Consider the following 15,357-nt stretch of genomic DNA (forward strand, 5'->3'; position numbering starts at 1 on the left):
GGCGACACCCGGCCCCTTTCGCATGGGGGCGGCCGCGCCACTCGGGCTGGCCTGCTCCCGCAACGCTGCCCGGCTCAGATCTCGACCTGGCTGCCCAGCTCCACGACCCGGTTGGTGGGCAGCCGGAAGAACTCCATGGCCGACTCGGCGTTCCGCAGCATCCAGGCAAAGAGCTTCTCGCGCCACAGCGCCATCTCCGGCCGCTCCGAGGGCAGGAGCGTCTGCCGGGCAAGGAAGAAGCTCGTGTCCATCATCCGGATCTGCGGCCCGCAGGTCTCGACCTTCGCAAGCGCCGCCGGCACGTCGGGCTGCTGCATGAAGCCGTAGCGCAGCACCATCCGGAAGAAGTTCTGGCCGAGGTCGATGACCTCGATCCGATCCTCCTCGTCCACATAGGGCACCTCGTCGATGACGACGGTCAAGAGGATGATCCGCTCGTGGAGCACCTTGTTGTGCTTCAGGTTGTGGAGGAGCGCCGGCGGCACGCCGCTGGCTGCCGAAGTCATGAAGACCGCCGTGCCCGGCACCCGCGTCGCCGTCCGCGCGGCCGACTTGATGAAGATCTCGATGGGCATCGCCGCTTCCTTCAGCCGCTTCTGCATGAGGAAGCGGCCACGCGCCCAGGTGGTGAGCAGGGTAAAGGCGATGATGCCAATGAGGAGCGGGAACCAGCCGCCTTCGGGAATCTTGGTGAGGTTCGCGGCGAAATAGGCGCCATCGACGATGAGGAAGAGGAGGATGGCAGCACCCGCCAGCCACCGGTTCCACTTCCACACCTGGGTGACGAGGATGGCCGTCATGAGCGTCACGATCATCATCGTGCCCGCCACCGAGATGCCATAGGCCGCGGCCAGCTTCGAGGACGAGCCGAAGCCCAGCACCAGGAGGATGACGAGGACGAGAAGCCCCCAGTTGACGAAGGGGATGTAGATCTGCCCCTCGGCGCGTTCCGAGGTATGGAGGATCCGCAGCCGCGGCAGGAAGCCGAGCTGGACCGCCTGGCGGGTGATCGAGAAGGCCCCCGAGATGACCGCCTGGCTGGCGATGATCGTGGCCAGCATGGCAAGGAACACCAGCGGCAGCCGCAGTGCCTCGGGCGCGAGCAGGAAGAAGGGGTTGCGGATGCTCTCCGGATCGCGGAGCAGAAGCGCGCCCTGCCCGAGGTAGTTGAGCATGAGGGCGGGAAAGACGATCCACAGCCAGGAAAAGGCGATCGGCCGGCGGCCGAAGTGGCCCATGTCGGCGTAGAGGGCCTCGGCGCCGGTCACCACGAGGAACACCGACGACATGGCGAGGAAGGCGAAGAGGCCGTCGTTCAGGAAGAAGGCGACCGCATGGTGCGGCGAGAGGGCCTCGAGAATCTCGGGGCGCGAGGCAATCGAGAGCGCCCCGAACGTCCCGATGGTCAGGAAGTAGAGGAGAGTGACAGGCCCGAACAGGGCGCCGACGCGCGCCGTGCCGCGTGCCTGGAACAGGAACAGGCCGAGGATGATGGCGAGCGCCACCGGCAGCACCAGCGGCTGCAGCCGTTCCTCGACGACCGTGAGGCCCTCCACCGCCGAAAGCACCGAGATGGCGGGGGTGATGATGCTCTCGCCGACGAAGAGCGACGTCGCGAGGACGCCCAGGACGATGACGAGGCCATACCATCGCCTGCCCTGGCCGTGGCGCATGAGAAGCGCCTGCAGCGCAATCGCGCCGCCCTCGCCGCGGTTGTCGGCCCTGAGGATGATGCCGACATATTTGATGGTGACGATGAGCATCAGCGTCCAGAAGACGAGGCTGATGACGCCGTAGACGTGGAAGGCATCCACCGGGAGCGGGTGGTGGCCGATGAAGGTCTCGCGCAGCGCGTAGAGCGGCGAGGTGCCGATGTCGCCGTAGACCACGCCGAGCGCGCCGAGCATGAGCTTCGGCAGGCCATCCCCCTGATGGCCGGGGGACTGGCTGGCCGCTCCGGCCGTCGCGTTCTCGCTGGTCAAGCGCTCATACCGTGCTGCGGCGCGTCATGCCCCTCGACGACAGGCAGCGGCGCCTAGCACGGGGGCAGGGGGCGGGCAATGCGGCGCACGCCCCGCGGCCATGACAGCCCTCGCCGAAGGTTCAGGCGAAGGCGTAGGGGCCGCCCTTCGCCAGCGCCCGGGCATAGGCCGGACGGGCCTGGAAGCGGGCCACCCAGGCGGCGATCGCGGGGAAGCGCGGCAGCATCCCTTGCGCCTTCGCGATCTCGCCGAGGAAGCTCATCTGGATATCGGCGCCGGTCAGGCGGTCGCCGACCAGCCAGTCCCGGCCCCGGAGCGAGGCCTCGATGAAGCCGAAGTGATTCGCCGTCTCGCTCTCGATGCGGGGGTGGAGGGGTGTGCCCGCTTCGCCCAGGCGCGAGACGTAGAGGCGAAGCATGACCGGCAGCATGGCCGACCCTTCGGCATAGTGCAGCCACTGGAGATAGCGGTCGTAGTCCGCCGAGGCCGGGTCGGGCACCAGCCGGCCCCCGCCCCTGCGCCGCAGGAGGGTCTCGACGATGGCTCCGGACTCGATCAGAAGCTCGCCGTCCATCTCGACGACCGGGCTCTTGCCGAGCGGATGGACCGCCTGAAGCGACGGCGGGGCAAGCCGGGTGTCCGGATCGCGGGCGTGATGGACGATGGCGTAGGGCAGCTCGAGCTCCTCGAGCAGCCAGAGGATCCGCTGCGACCGGCTGTCGTTCAGGTGATGGACGGTGATCATCGCGCGCCTCCTCCGGCAGGTGCGGCCGCTTCGGGCGGCATGGCGCGCTCGCCCACCCCGAGGAAGGCCATGGTCTCGGCAGCTCCGATCATCCGCGTGAGCTCCTCCGCCCAGGGGGCATCGGGCGGCGTCATGGCGGCAAGCTCGCGCCACACGGCCAGCGCTTCCTTCGGCCGGCCGGCCTGGAGCCAGGCAAGACCCAGGAAGTAGCGCGGCGCCGGGTGCGTCGGGTCCAGCTGCGAGGCGCGGTCGAAGGCCAGCCGCGCGGCCGGCACCACCTCGCCCTCGGCGTGGGCGACGAGCGCGACCCCCTGCTGCACCCGGAGGTTGACGTCCTGCGGAAGCGCGGCGGTCGCCACCTCCATCGCCTCCACGGCCTTCCCCGTCTCGCCGGCAGCGATGAACGCGTTCGAGAGCCGGATCCAGGCCTCGACGTCTGTCGGGTCGGCAAGCAGGGTGGCGCGCGCGCGTTCGCGGGCGTCTGCCGCGCCTTCGGCGGCCGTGGGCGGCGGCGCAGGCGCAGCGGCAAGCCCCGGCCGCCCCTCGAGCGCATAGCCCGTGACGCCCGCTGCGGTCGCGGCGAGGACGAGGAGCGCAGGCAGCAGCCGGCTCACCGGAAGAGCCTCCGCACCACGAGACCGCCGACGAGGAGCGCCAGCGCCGGCACCGCCCAGAGCGCCAGCGTGTCCGGCCGGGCGGGCGGGCGGAAGCTCACCCAGTCCCCGTAGCGGGCGATCAGGTCGGCGCGCACCGCCTCCGGGCTTTCGCCTGCGGCGATGCGGCTGCGCACGAGCGCCCGCATGGCCTCCGCCTGCTCGGCGTTCGAATCGGCGATCGACTGGTTCTGGCAGGTGAGGCACCGGAGCTCGTGCATGAGGCGCATGGCCTGCGCCTCGGCGGCCGGGTCGGCAAGCGGCGTCCTGCCAAGCGCCGGATCGACCGGCGGCGGGGCAGGCGCCGCGGCGGCAAGCAGCAGGGCAAGAAGCGCGACCCTCACCGCCACCGGCGCGCCTCGCGCAGGATCTCCGCCACCTGCTCGGGGCGAATCTCGCCCTGGTGCTGGAGACGGATGACTCCGCGGCCGTCGACGAGGAAGGTCTCCGGCACGCCCGAGGAGCCGAAGGCGATCGCCGCCTGCCCGTCCCGGTCGAGGCCGATGCGGCGGAACGGGTCCCCGTGGCGGGCGAGGAAGGCGCGGATGTCCTCGGGCGAATCGCGCAGCGCAATGCCGTGGATGGGAATGCCGGCATCGGCGAGCGCCTTGAGCTGCGGCGCCTCCACCCGGCAGGGCAGGCACCAGCTGGCGAAGAAGTTGACGAGCACCGGCCCCTCGCCTCCCCCGAGGTCGGTGCTGGCGAGGCCCGGTCGGTCGCCGAGGCCCGGAAGCGCGAAGGCCGGCACCGGTTTGCCCACCATGGCCGAGCGGATGGTGGCCTGCTGCGGCCGGCCGAGGTTGGCGGCGAGGAACAGGCCGAGCGCGGCGAGTGCCAGCAGCGGCAGGAGGCGCGCCGGTGACACGAGGGCCTATTCCGCGGGCAGCGGCACAGGTGCGGCGCGCGCCGCGGGCCGCCGGCGGCCAAGCTGTGCGAACCGGAGCGCACCGCCGAGTGCGAGGACGCCGCCCGCGGCCATGAGGAGCGCACCCCACCAGATGAAGTGGATGAGCGGCTTCACCCAGAAGTGGATCTGCCAGCGGCCCGAGCCGTCGGGCTTGCCGAGCACGCCGTAGAGGTCGCCGGCGCGCCACATGGCGATTCCCGCCTCGGTCGTTTCCATGGGCGGCGACGTGTAGGTGCGGGACTGCGGCCGGAGCGTGGCGACCGGCGCGCCCTCGCGCTGAACGGCGAGCGTCGCCTCGAGCGCCGTCCAGTTGGGGCCGGCCTTGGGCGCCACGTCCTCGAGCGTCACGGTGAACCCGGCAATTTCGAAGCCCTCGCCGACGCGGAGCGAGACGAGGGCTTCGCGCTGGAGCGCGCCGCTCGCCGTCGCGCCCAGGATCGTCAGCGCCACGCCGAGGTGGGCGAGCGCCGTGCCCGCCCGGCCGAGGGTGAGGCCCCGGCGGGCGAGGAGCTGCAGGCTGGCCACGGCAAGCCAGGCCGCGGCAGCGAAGCCGAGGAGCGTCAGCACGCCGGTCACGCCGAGGAGGCCGAGCATGGCGAGCGCCGCGAGCGTCGCGAGGAGGCCGGGCAGGAGCAGGCGCCGGCCGAGCCCCTTCGTCGCCCCGCGCTTCCACGCAAGGAAGGGCCCGACCCCCATGAGGACCGCAAGGAGGAGGACGAGGGGCACGGTCGTCGCGTTGAAGTAGGGCGGCCCCACCGAGATCTGCCGCCCGTTCCAGGCCTCGAGCGCGAGCGGATAGAGGGTGCCGATGAAGACGATGGCAAGAAGCGCCATCAGCAGCAGGTTGTTGACGACGAGCAGCCCCTCGCGGCTCGTGGCGGCGAAGCGGGCGCCTTCGGCGACCTTCGGCGCCCGGAGTGCCCAGACGAGGAGCGCCCAGGCGGTGAGCCCGACGAGGAGCGCGAGGAGGAAGAGACCGCGCGTGGGGTCGACCGCGAAGGCGTGGACCGAGGTGAGGAGCCCCGAGCGGACGATGAAGGTGCCGAGCATGGAGAGCGCGAAGCCGGCGATGGCGAGCATCAGCGTCCAGTTGCGGAGCGCATCCCGGGTCTCGAGCACGCGGATGGAGTGGAGGAGCGCGGTCGCCGCCAGCCACGGCATGAGGGCGGCGTTCTCGACCGGGTCCCAGAACCACCAGCCGCCCCAGCCGAGCTCGTAATAGGCCCACCAGGAGCCGAGCGCGATGCCGAGGGTGAGGAAGGCCCAGGCAAGCGTGACCCAGGGGCGCGTCGCCTTCGCCCAGGCGGGGCCGACCTTGCCGTCGAGGAGGGCGGCAACGGCAAGCGCGAACGCGACGACGAGGCCAACGTAGCCCAGGTAGAGCGTGGGGGGGTGGAAGGCGAGGCCCGGGTCCTGGAGGAGGGGGTTGAGGCCGAGCCCTTCCGGGGGCGCCGGGTCCAGCCGCGCGAAGGGGTTGGACGCGAACAGGAGGAAGGCGAGGAAGCCGAGCGCGACGACGCCGAGGCTGCCGAGCGTGCGGGCGCGGAAGGCGGGCCCGAGCGGCAGCGGCACGAGCGCGACCGCAAGCCCGGCAAGCCCGAGGATGAGCACCCAGAGAAGCATCGAGCCCTCGTGGTTCGCCCAGACGCCCGTCACCTTGTAGAGGAGCGGCTTGGCGGTGTGGCTGTTGGTGGCCACCAGCGAGACCGAGAAGTCGGAGACGAGGAAGGCGTGGGTCATCGCCGCATAGGCGGCGACGAGGAGCAGGCCGTGGGTGACCGCGGCCGGGCGGGCGAGCCCGGCAAGCGCGGCATGGAGCGGCGCGGCGGCCATGACGAGCGCGGTGGCTGCCGCGAGCCAGAGGGCGAGGTGGCCGAGCTCGGCGGGGCTCGGGATCATCCCGCCATCATTCGGAAAGCGAGCCGGTGCGGTGCATGGCGCCGGCGGCGCCCGCGCCCCCCGCCCGGCCCAGGCTCTTTGCCACCTCGGGCGGCATGTAGGTCTCGTCGTGCTTGGCGAGCAGCTCCTCGGCCGCGAAGCCGCCATCCGGCCCGAGGCGGCCGGTCGCCACCACGCCCTGGCCCTCGCGGAACAGGTCGGGCACGAGGCCGGTGTAGCGCACGCGCGTCTCGCGCGCGCCGTCGGTCACGGTGAAGACGAGGGTGAGGCCATCGTTCTCGCGGCTGACCGAGCCGTCCTTGACGAGGCCGCCAAGGCGGATCCGGGCGCCGGGCGCGGGCGGGTTCGCCGCGAGGTCTGAGGGGGCGTAGAAGAAGGTCGCCTTGTCCTCGAGCGCCGGGATGGCAAGCAGGCCGGCGCCGACCACGGCGGCAAGCGCTAGGCCAGCGAGCACCAGCCGCTGGTTCCGCGCGCTCCGCCGGACTTCGGCCGCCACCTTCACTCCTCCCGCTCGGCCCGGCGCATCCGCCGCCAGGAGGCGAGCGCCAGTCCGCCGATCACGACGAGGGTGACGAGATAGGCCGCGACGATGAACGGCAGGTGATTCATCTCGCCCCGGTCGCCTTCCCCCGACCGTCAGCCCGCCAGCGCCGCACGGCGGAGCTGGCGCATCGCCCGCTTCTGCTCGGCAATGAGCGCGCGCATCCGCATGAGGACGATGGCCGCGAAGAGGAGCGCGAAGCCGGTGGCGGAGAGGAGCAGTGGCTGCAGCATTTCGGCGTGGATCGACGAGCCCGACAGGCGGATGCTCGCCGGCTGGTGCAGCGTGTTCCACCACTCCACGCTGTACTTGATGACCGGCAGGTTCACGACGCCAAGGATGGCGAGGATCCCGGCTGCCTTCGCGCCGCGCATCCGGTCCTCGAAGGCGTGGATGAGGGCGATGACGCCGAGGTAGAGCAGGAAGAGCACGAGCATCGAGGTGAGCCGGCCGTCCCACACCCACCAGGTGCCCCAGGTCGGGCGGCCCCAGAGGGAGCCGGTGGCAAGGCACACGGCCGCGAAGGCGGCGCCGACCGGTGCCACGGCCCTGACGGCGAGGTCTGCGAGCGGGTGGCGCCAGATCCGGGCGGCCAGGGCCGCAATGGCAAGCCCGGCGTAGCCCCCGAGCGCCAGCCAGGCGGACGGCACGTGAACGTACATGATGCGGACGGACTCGCCCTGAAGATAGTCGGCCGGAGCGAGGAACAGGCCGGTGCCGAGCCCGGCCGCGAGGAAACCCAGCGCCGCGGCAAGAAGCCAGGGGAGCGCCTGGCCGGCGACGCGGCGGAACCGGTGCGGGTTCGCAAGGTCATGCCAGCTCGACGCGCTGCGGACGGGCTCCATGCACTTTCCCTAGCAGCGGGCGCGGGGCCCTGTCAGCAGAAACCGGCGCCGCAGGGCGCGCGCGGCTTCCGCGCCTGTCGCCCGCTGCTCCAGTCCCTGCGAGGGCGGTGCCCTCTCAGCCGTCGCGGCGGCCGAAGAGCCCGGCAATCCGGTCCTTCAGATCGTCGAGGATGCTGCCGTCGCCGTCCTTGTCGAGGGCAGCCGTCCACTCGGCCCAGAGGCCGGAGAGGCCCTTGCCCTCCACCTCGGACTTCAGCTGCTCGAAGAGCGCCGTCACCTTGTCCGCGCCGACGTCGACCTTCGCCGCCACCTCGGCGATGAGGGCGCGCGCATCGGCCGTGCCCTCGGCCGTGCGCGCCCTGATCGCCTCGCGGATCTCGGCGAGCTTCTCGGCGGTGACCCCGCTTGCCTCCGAGAGTCGGGCCTGGACGGCCTCCACCGTCTCTCCGGTTTCGGCGCTGATCTTGGCGATGAGGCTGTTCAGGTCCATGGCATGTCCTCTTGGCGAGCCCTTCCCATCCCCGAGTTGCGGCTTCGTGACAAGGGCTTCAGGGACAGGGGCCTCAGCCGCGCGCGAGGCGCAGCGCCGCGCCGGCCGCGAGCGGCGCAAGCGCGGCAAGGAGAAGTGCTGCGGCGAGCAGCAGCCGATCGGCCCCGGCGGCTTCGCCTTCGCCCGCGGCACCGGCGCCGAAGACGAGCACGGGAAGTGCCAGCGGCACGGCGAGCAGGGCCGCAAGCCCGCCGCCGCCCCGGGCGCCGACCATCAGCGCGCCGGCGGCCGTGGCGACGGCGGCGAGGCCGAGCGTGCCGGCCGCGAACCGCGGTGCCGTGGCCAGCAGCAGCGCGGGCGGCGTGGCGAGAAGCGCGCCGGCGATCGGCAGGGCGAGAAGCAGCGGAAGCCCGAGCACCAGCCACTGGGCGAGCATCCGCGCGAGCGCCACCGTCTCGGCGGCAATCCCGCGCACGGCATACTGGTCGAGGGTGCCGTCGGCCGCGTCGGCCGCGAACAGGCCGGCCACGGGGAGCAGGCTCGCAAGAAGCGCCCCTACCCAGAGGACGGCCACGGCCGAGCGGGCAAGAAGCGCGGGCTCCGGGCCGAGGGCGAAGGCGAAGACGATCGCGACAAGCAGGAAGAAGGCGGGCGGCAGCAGCGCCTCGCCCGGGCGGGCGGCCACCCGGGCGAGGTCGCGCCGGACGAGCCGGACGAGAAGCGAAAGCCCCCCCACCCCGGCTCAGGGCTTGCGGAACAGGGCGTCGGCGGCCGAGCGGAACCGGGCCGCGCCCTCGAGCTTCGCCCGCGTGCGCGCGATCTCGGCCTCGAGGGCGGCAATCCGCGCCTCGAGCTCGGCCACCGAAAGCCGGTCGAGATCCTGGGCGGCAAGCAGGCGCAGAGGGTCATCCGCGCGGCGGGGCAGGTCGTCGGGCTCCATGACGGCTCTTTCGGCCGAAGCCGCCCCCTGCCGCAAGCCCCGGACGACCGGGCCCTCGCGCTTGCGCGCGGGCTGAGGGGCTGCTTTCAGGCGGCCGCACCAGTGGAGGACGGCATGGCGACCGCGGCCGCGGAGACGGAGCGCAGGCTCCCGGAGACGATGACGGCGATCGATCCGGAGGGCCCCGGCGGGCCCGATGTGCTCGTGCCCGTGACCCGGCCGGTGCCGGAGCCGGGGCCGGGCGAAGTGCTCATCCGGGTCCACGCCGCAGGCGTGAACCGGCCTGACATCCTCCAGCGGCTCGGCCTCTACCCCATGCCGCCGGGCACCACGACCATCCCCGGCCTCGAGGCGGCCGGCGAGGTGGTCGCACTCGGCCCCGGGGTTTCGACGCTCCGGATCGGCGACCCGGTGAGCGCCCTCCTCATCGGCGGCGGCTATGCCGAATATGCCGTGGCACCCGAGGGCCAGTGCCTGCCGGTGCCGCCGGGCATGCGCTTCGTCGAGGCCGCCGGCCTGCCCGAGACCTACTTCACCGTCTGGTCCAACCTGTTCGAGACCGCAGGCGCGAAGCCCGGCGATTCGGTGCTTGTCCACGGCGGCACGTCGGGCATCGGGGTCACCGCCGTCGACCTCTGCAAGCTCTTCGGAATCGACGTCTACGTCACCTGCGGCTCGGGCCAGAAGTGCGCGGCCGCCGAGCTGGTGGGGGCGACCCGCGCCATCGACTACAATGCCCGCGACTTCGCGGCCGAGATCCGCGAGCTGACTGGCGGGCGCGGCGTCGACATCGTGCTCGACATGGTCGGCGGCGACTATGTGCCGCGCAACCTCGTCTGCCTCACCGAAGGCGGCCGGCACGTCTCGATCGCCTTCCAGCGCGGCCAGCGCGCCGAGATCGACCTCGGCCTCGTGATGCGCAGGCGCCTCGTGCTCACCGGCTCGATGCTCCGCCCGCGCGACGTCGCGTTCAAGGCCCGCATCGCCGCCGCGCTGCGCGAGAAGGTCTGGCCGGCCTTCGCCGACGGGCGCCTGAAGGCGCGGATCGACAAGACCTTTCCGCTCGCCGAGGCGGCCGCTGCCCACCGCCACATGGAGCAGGGCCGGCACGTGGGCAAGATCGTGCTGACCGTGGTCGAGTAGACGAACGCTGCGCCCCCGCCTCCCCTCGCGAGCGGGCAAATGCGGGAGGTTGACCGGCGGCAGCCCCCGCCGCAGCGTTCGGGCATGTCATCCGCGACCGCCACTGCCGTCCGGCCCGCCGTGGCCGCTGCGCGTCTCAAGACCGAGCTTGCCGCGCTCGGCGCCACCACCGAGGTGGGCTTCGCCGAGGGCGGGGCTGAAGTGGCGCGCCTGCAGGCGCTCGCCCTCGAGCTCGAGGCGCTCAATCCCACGCCCGAGCCGGCCCGCGCCCAGGCGCTGCTGAAGGGCCGCTGGCACCTGCTCTACTCCGGCCTCGGGCTGCTGCGGGAGACCACGCTTGCCCGCTACAGCTTCGGCCTCCTGCCCAAGGTGCCGATCCACGTCGTCGAGATCTTCCAGGAGACCGACCCGGCGACCGGTCACTATGACAACATCGTCCACTACCTCGACTGGAGCGGCGAGCCGGGCACGCTCGTGCTTGCCGGCGACTATCGGGTGGAGGACGACAGCACGATGGACATCCGCTTCGACCGCGCCATTCTCGCAACCGCGGCCGGGCGCAGCATCCACCCGTTCGGGGGCGGCTCGGTCGGGCCGATCCAGGCGCGGATCAGCTACCTCGACGACGGCTTCCGCCTGATGAGGGGCGTGAACGGCAGCCTCTACGTGCTCGAGCGGCTCGACCCGCAGCCGATGCGCTGGACCCGCGACGGCTGAGGGCGCGCCCGGCCGGGGGAGGCGCGGTCGGGAGGGGCGGGACACGCGGGGAGAGCAGCGAGGCAGTGCCGCGCAAGCGAAGGGGGCGAGCGGGAGGGCGGGCCGAGGCGCCCTACTTCGGGCTGGCGGCAGGCGCCGCGGGCGCTGCCCCGGCGCGGATCCGCTCCATGGCCGCCCGGCCTTCCGCGCGCGTCACCTTGCCGTCGCGGTTCTGGTCCATCATCCGGAAGCCCTCGGGCGGCCGGCCAGAGGCCTTCCACTCGGCTGCCGAGATCACGCCGTCGCCGTTGGCATCGACTGCGTCGAAGAACCGGCCGGGCTGGGCTTGGGCAGCCGTCGCGAGCGTTGCGGCAAGAAGGGCGGCAACGGGCATGCGCATGGAGCTCTCCGGGGCTGGTCAGTCGAACAGGGACGAGACCGAGCTCTCGTCGGCAATGCGGCGGATGGCCTCGCCGACGAGCGGGGCGATGGTGAGCACCCGGATCTTGCGCGCGGCAAGAGCCGCCTCGGGGGTTGCGATCGAGTCGGTCACCACCAGCTCGTCGAGATCCGAGCCCTCGACGCGGGCGACCGCCCCGCCGGAGAGCACGCCGTGGGTGACGTAGGCCGAGACCGAGGTAGCGCCCGCCTCGCGCAGCGCGCGCGCCGCGTTGCAGAGTGTCCCCGCCGAGTCGACGATGTCGTCGATGAGGATGCACGAGCGGCCGCTGACCGAGCCGATGATGTTCATGACCTCCGACTCGCCCGGCCGCTCGCGGCGCTTGTCGACGATGGCAAGCGGCGCGTTGTCGAGCCGGCGGGCAAGCGCCCGCGCGCGGACCACGCCGCCGACGTCGGGCGAGACCACGGTGAGGAGCTCGCGGTCCTTCGGGTGCCGGGCATCGATGTCGGCGGCGATCACGGGGGCCGCATAGAGGTTGTCCACGGGCAGGTCGAAGAAGCCCTGGATCTGGCCGGCGTGGAGGTCGACGGAGAGCACGCGCGAGGCGCCGGCAACCGTGATGAGGTTGGCAACCAGCTTGGCCGAGATGGGGGTGCGGGGCCCCGGTTTCCGGTCCTGCCGGGCGTAGCCGAAGTAGGGGATGACGGCAGTGATGCGGCGGGCCGAGGCGCGGCGGAGCGCATCGATGCAGATGAGGAGCTCCATCAGGTTGTCGTTGGCCGGCGCCGAGGTGGACTGGATGACGAACACGTCCTCGCCGCGGACATTCTCGTGGATCTCGACGAACACCTCCTCGTCGGCGAAGCGGCGGACGCTCGCGTTGGTCAGCGGCACCTCGAGATAGGCGGCGATGTCGCGCGCAAGCTTCGGATTGCTGTTGCCGGCGAGAAGCTTCATCCGTGTCCCCTTGGGGTCCTTCTAGCGCCTGGGCGGGAAAGGGAAAGCGTCAGCGGGCGAGAAGGAAGCAGGTGACGGGAAGAAGGACGATCCCGAGGAGGTTGAGCCACAGGCCGCCGCGAGCGAGGTCGGCCACCCGGATTCGGCCGCTCGCGAAGGCGATGGCGTTGGGCGGCGTGCCGGCGGGCATCATGAACCCCCAGGAGGACGCGAGCGCCGCCGGCATGGCAAGCGCAAGCGGCGGGGCCGCCCCGCCGGCCGCAACCGCCGCCACCACCGGCATGAAGCCGCTGGCGGTTGCCACGTTGGAGGCGAACTCGGTCACGAAGACCATGAGGGCCACGAGCAGCATGGCGAGGAGCAGCGGGTGCAGCGCCCCGAGGCCGTCGAGCCGGGTGCCGAGCCAGGCGGCAAGCCCGGTGGCGGTGATCGCCTCGGCGAGCGCCAGTCCGCCGCCGAACAGGAGCAGCACCTCCCACGGCAGGTGCGGAAGGTCCTCCTTGCCGAGCAGGCGCCCGCCCCTGCCATCGGGCACGACGAGGAGCAGGAGCGCCGCCACCATGGCGACGACGGCGTCGTCGACAGCGGCAAGCCCCAGCGGCTCGCGCACGAGCGGCAGCACCACCCAGCCGGCAAGCAGCAGGGCAAGCACGGGCAGCAGGCGCGTCTCGGCCACTGACAGGGGGCCGGGTCGGCCGATGGCGGCCGCCACCAGCGCCTGGTCCACCGGCGCGCGCGAGAGCCCGTGGAGCCGGGCAAGCAGCAGCGCAGCCAGCGGAATCGCGAGCGCGACCACGGGCAGGCCGAAGCCGAGCCAGGCGAGGAAGCCGATCTCGGTGCCGAGGGCGCGGTTGAGGATCCCCGCGGCGACCGCGTTGGTGGGCGAGCCGACCAGCGTGCCGAGGCCGCCGATGGTCGCCGCCCAGGCGACGCCCAGCACCAGCGCGCGCGCGAAGCCGGCCTCTGCCGCAGCACCGCGCGCGGCCTCGAGCGCGCCGATGACGGCCAGCGCCACGGGGAGCATGATGAGCGCGGTCGCAGTGTTCGAGACGATCATCGAGGTGAGGGCGGTTGCTGCCATGAAGCCGAGGAGGAGGCGGCGCTCGCTGCCGCGCGTGCGGGCAGCGACGCCAAGCGCGATCCGGCGGTGGAGCCCGGCCTTCTCGATGGCGCGCGCGACCATCGCCCCGCCGAGCACGAGGAAAAGGATGGGCGACCAGTAGCTCTGGGCCACCTCCGCCGGCGAGGCTTTTCCGAACAGCGGCAGGAGCACGAACGGCAGGGTCGCCGTGGCGGCGATGGGAATGGCCTCCGTCACCCAGAGGATCGCCATGGCGAGCGCCACCGCGGCCACCAGCCAGCCCTCCGGCGACAGGCCGGCCGGCACCGGCAGCAGCCGGAGCAGCAGGAAGGCCGCAGCGGCCGCCACCACCCCGCCCGGGATGGCACGCGGACGGCGCGCGCTCATGCCGCCCCTCGAGCCTGGCCGGCGCCGGCCGTGTTTACACTGCGGCGGCCGCGCCCTAGGCGCAGCCCGGCAGGGCAGGCGGAGACGGCATGGCGGAGACGATCGGCGCACGGCTCGAACGCTTCCAGGGCGTCGGGCCGGGGTTCGACCTGCTGCGGGTCGTGCTCGCCTCGGGCGTCGTCGTCTGGCACTGCTTCCCCCTCACCACCGGCAACGCCCGGCTGATCGATGCCACGCCGCTGTGGTTCCTTGTCAATGTGTTCGTGCCGATGTTCTTCGTCGTCTCCGGCTTCCTGGTGACGGCGAGCGCCCACCGGGTGAGCCTCGTTCCCTATCTCCTGAATCGCGTTGCGCGCATCGTGCCTGCCCTCTTCGTCGTCGTCACCCTCTCCGCCCTCGTCATCGGCCCCTGGTGACGTCGACGCCCCTTGCCTCCTACTTCGCCGATCCGCTGGTGCCGCGCTACGTGCTGAACACGGTCGGGCTCGTCGCCTACCGGCTTCCCGGCGTGTTCGAAACGCTGCCGACGCCCTCGGTCGTCAACGGCAGCCTGTGGACCGTGCGGTTCGAATATGCCTGCTACGTCGGCCTCGGCGGGCTCGTCCTCCTCGGCCTCGCCCGGCGCTGGTGGCCCTATGCGCTGGCCTACCTCCTCCTCCTGCTCGTGGCCGTCTGGCTGGCGGTCGCCCGGGCCGCCGGGGCCGAGGCGGGGGCAACGCTCCCCATCGGCGAAGGCATCCTGCCGCAGGCGATGAAGGTGCTGCCCTACTTCCTCCTCGGCGGCCTTCTCTACGTCCTGAGGGACCGGGTGCCCTTCGATGCCCGCCTCGCCGCGCTTGCCGCGGCCGCCATTCCGGCGGTGGGGCTCGTCGGCGAGGCCTCCTGGCTCAAGGTTCCCCTCTTCTGGCTCGCGCTCGGCCCCGTGCTCGCCTATCTCACCGTCTGGCTCGGTCTCGCCCGTCTGCCGAAGCCGGAGATCCTGGGCGGCGGCGACTTCAGCTACGGCATCTATCTCTTCCACTTTCCCATCCTCCAGCTTCTGGTGCTGTGGACGGGGGTGCGGGACTGGTGGCTCCTTGCCCTGATGGCCGCGCTTCCGGTGCTGCTCGTGGCGGCCGCCTCCTGGCACTTCGTCGAGAAGCCGGCCCTCGTGCTGCGCAAGCGCTTCTCGCTCGCCGGCCGCCGCGCTGCCGCCTGATCCGGCCTCGCCGTCTTGTCAGGATGGAAACCGTCCGATAGCTTCCCGAAATCCGCGGGGGCGGAGGCTCCTTCCTCAATGGAGGGGACCACCATGCGCAGTGCCTTGGCCGCGGCACTTCTGGCCGGCTCGATCCTTGCCACCCCGGCGCTCGCCGGCGTTCTCGTCGTCACCGGCGACACAACCGGCAAGCCCACCTGAAACCGCCCGGTCGCCGGCAATCCGCCGGTGCCGCCGCTGTCGGGCGTTGGCACCAACGTGCCCTACGAGGTGACCGAGTTCACCGTGACCGCCGATGGCCTCTATCCCTTCGTGAATCTCGGGATCAACCCGGTCAACTGGGACAACTACCTCCACCTCTACCGGGACAGCTTCAACCCGCTCGCCCAGTTCACCAATCTTCTCGCGGGCAACGATGACCTGGGCTTCATCGGCCGGTCCGGGTTCGACTTCGGCCTGTTGGCCGGCGTCACCTACTTCGCCGTGACGA

General features: G+C 72.1%; 19 protein-coding genes. 4 read left to right on the forward strand and 15 right to left on the reverse strand.

Annotated elements, in window-relative coordinates; all coding sequences use genetic code 11:
• Nucleotides 1-74: 74 nt before the first annotated feature.
• The 12 genes from H3H34_RS06805 to H3H34_RS06860 form a co-directional block, all read right to left on the reverse strand.
• On the reverse strand, nucleotides 75-1,907 hold the full coding sequence (locus H3H34_RS06805) for a potassium transporter Kup (RefSeq protein WP_194744876.1): 1,833 nt from the start codon (nucleotides 1,905-1,907) through the stop codon (nucleotides 75-77).
• A gap of 196 nt (nucleotides 1,908-2,103) precedes the next feature.
• Nucleotides 2,104-2,727, reverse strand: coding sequence for a glutathione S-transferase (locus H3H34_RS06810; protein WP_194744518.1), 624 nt, complete (start codon nucleotides 2,725-2,727; stop codon nucleotides 2,104-2,106).
• Entirely contained in the window at nucleotides 2,724-3,341 is a 618-nt protein-coding gene (locus H3H34_RS06815) for a tetratricopeptide repeat protein (protein ID WP_194744519.1), read from the reverse strand. Before H3H34_RS06815 ends, H3H34_RS06810 begins: the two co-directional genes overlap by 4 nt.
• On the reverse strand, nucleotides 3,338-3,730 hold the full coding sequence (locus H3H34_RS06820) for a cytochrome c-type biogenesis protein (RefSeq protein WP_408033948.1): 393 nt from the start codon (nucleotides 3,728-3,730) through the stop codon (nucleotides 3,338-3,340). Before H3H34_RS06820 ends, H3H34_RS06815 begins: the two co-directional genes overlap by 4 nt.
• Nucleotides 3,721-4,245, reverse strand: a complete 525-nt coding sequence (locus tag H3H34_RS06825; protein WP_194744520.1) for a DsbE family thiol:disulfide interchange protein — start codon at nucleotides 4,243-4,245, stop codon at nucleotides 3,721-3,723. Before H3H34_RS06825 ends, H3H34_RS06820 begins: the two co-directional genes overlap by 10 nt.
• A gap of 6 nt (nucleotides 4,246-4,251) precedes the next feature.
• Nucleotides 4,252-6,186: a heme lyase CcmF/NrfE family subunit gene (locus H3H34_RS06830; protein ID WP_194744521.1), complete on the reverse strand. Its 1,935-nt coding sequence runs from the start codon at nucleotides 6,184-6,186 to the stop codon at nucleotides 4,252-4,254.
• Between the two features lie 7 nt (nucleotides 6,187-6,193).
• Nucleotides 6,194-6,682, reverse strand: a complete 489-nt coding sequence (gene ccmE, locus H3H34_RS06835; protein WP_328831477.1) for a cytochrome c maturation protein CcmE — start codon at nucleotides 6,680-6,682, stop codon at nucleotides 6,194-6,196.
• Nucleotides 6,683-6,684: 2 nt separating this feature from the next.
• Nucleotides 6,685-6,795, reverse strand: a complete 111-nt coding sequence (ccmD, locus tag H3H34_RS06840) for a heme exporter protein CcmD (protein WP_194744522.1) — start codon at nucleotides 6,793-6,795, stop codon at nucleotides 6,685-6,687.
• A gap of 27 nt (nucleotides 6,796-6,822) precedes the next feature.
• On the reverse strand, nucleotides 6,823-7,572 hold the full coding sequence (locus H3H34_RS06845; RefSeq protein ID WP_194744523.1) for a heme ABC transporter permease: 750 nt from the start codon (nucleotides 7,570-7,572) through the stop codon (nucleotides 6,823-6,825).
• Nucleotides 7,573-7,687: 115 nt separating this feature from the next.
• Nucleotides 7,688-8,062: an MCP four helix bundle domain-containing protein gene (locus H3H34_RS06850; protein WP_194744524.1), complete on the reverse strand. Its 375-nt coding sequence runs from the start codon at nucleotides 8,060-8,062 to the stop codon at nucleotides 7,688-7,690.
• 73 nt (nucleotides 8,063-8,135) lie between these two features.
• Nucleotides 8,136-8,798, reverse strand: a complete 663-nt coding sequence (locus H3H34_RS06855) for a heme exporter protein CcmB (protein WP_194744525.1) — start codon at nucleotides 8,796-8,798, stop codon at nucleotides 8,136-8,138.
• 6 nt (nucleotides 8,799-8,804) lie between these two features.
• Complete coding sequence (locus tag H3H34_RS06860) at nucleotides 8,805-9,002, reverse strand: DUF1192 domain-containing protein (protein WP_194744526.1); 198 nt, start codon at nucleotides 9,000-9,002, stop codon at nucleotides 8,805-8,807.
• Nucleotides 9,003-9,116: 114 nt separating this feature from the next.
• On the opposite strand from H3H34_RS06860, the gene H3H34_RS06865 reads away from it, so the two are divergent.
• Entirely contained in the window at nucleotides 9,117-10,145 is a 1,029-nt protein-coding gene (locus H3H34_RS06865; RefSeq protein WP_194744527.1) for an NAD(P)H-quinone oxidoreductase, read from the forward strand.
• Between the two features lie 84 nt (nucleotides 10,146-10,229).
• The gene (locus H3H34_RS06870) at nucleotides 10,230-10,862 is read left to right on the forward strand and encodes a PAP/fibrillin family protein (protein ID WP_194744528.1); all 633 of its coding nucleotides are present in this window, start codon (nucleotides 10,230-10,232) and stop codon (nucleotides 10,860-10,862) included.
• A 112-nt stretch (nucleotides 10,863-10,974) separates the two neighbouring features.
• Here the strand turns inward: H3H34_RS06870 and H3H34_RS06875 are convergent, their stop codons facing one another.
• Genes H3H34_RS06875 through H3H34_RS06885 form a run of 3 tightly spaced genes read right to left on the reverse strand, consistent with a single transcriptional unit; the run spans nucleotide 10,975 to nucleotide 13,669 of the window.
• Nucleotides 10,975-11,241, reverse strand: a complete 267-nt coding sequence (locus H3H34_RS06875) for an EF-hand domain-containing protein (RefSeq protein ID WP_194744529.1) — start codon at nucleotides 11,239-11,241, stop codon at nucleotides 10,975-10,977.
• A gap of 18 nt (nucleotides 11,242-11,259) precedes the next feature.
• Nucleotides 11,260-12,201: a ribose-phosphate pyrophosphokinase gene (locus tag H3H34_RS06880; RefSeq protein WP_194744530.1), complete on the reverse strand. Its 942-nt coding sequence runs from the start codon at nucleotides 12,199-12,201 to the stop codon at nucleotides 11,260-11,262.
• Nucleotides 12,202-12,250: 49 nt separating this feature from the next.
• Complete coding sequence (locus H3H34_RS06885) at nucleotides 12,251-13,669, reverse strand: SLC13 family permease (RefSeq protein ID WP_194744531.1); 1,419 nt, start codon at nucleotides 13,667-13,669, stop codon at nucleotides 12,251-12,253.
• Nucleotides 13,670-13,758: 89 nt separating this feature from the next.
• Here H3H34_RS06885 and H3H34_RS13850 point away from each other — a divergent pair, with 89 nt between their 5' ends.
• Nucleotides 13,759-14,085, forward strand: coding sequence for an acyltransferase family protein (locus H3H34_RS13850; RefSeq protein ID WP_194744532.1), 327 nt, complete (start codon nucleotides 13,759-13,761; stop codon nucleotides 14,083-14,085).
• A complete protein-coding gene (locus tag H3H34_RS13855) occupies nucleotides 14,082-14,867 on the forward strand; it encodes an acyltransferase family protein (protein ID WP_194744533.1) in 786 nt (261 codons plus the stop codon). Before H3H34_RS13850 ends, H3H34_RS13855 begins: the two co-directional genes overlap by 4 nt.
• The last annotated feature ends 490 nt before the right edge of the window (nucleotides 14,868-15,357 follow it).

The sequence above is a fragment of the Thermaurantiacus tibetensis genome (assembly GCF_015354055.1).
In the GTDB taxonomy this organism is placed as follows: domain Bacteria; phylum Pseudomonadota; class Alphaproteobacteria; order Sphingomonadales; family Sphingomonadaceae; genus Thermaurantiacus; species Thermaurantiacus tibetensis.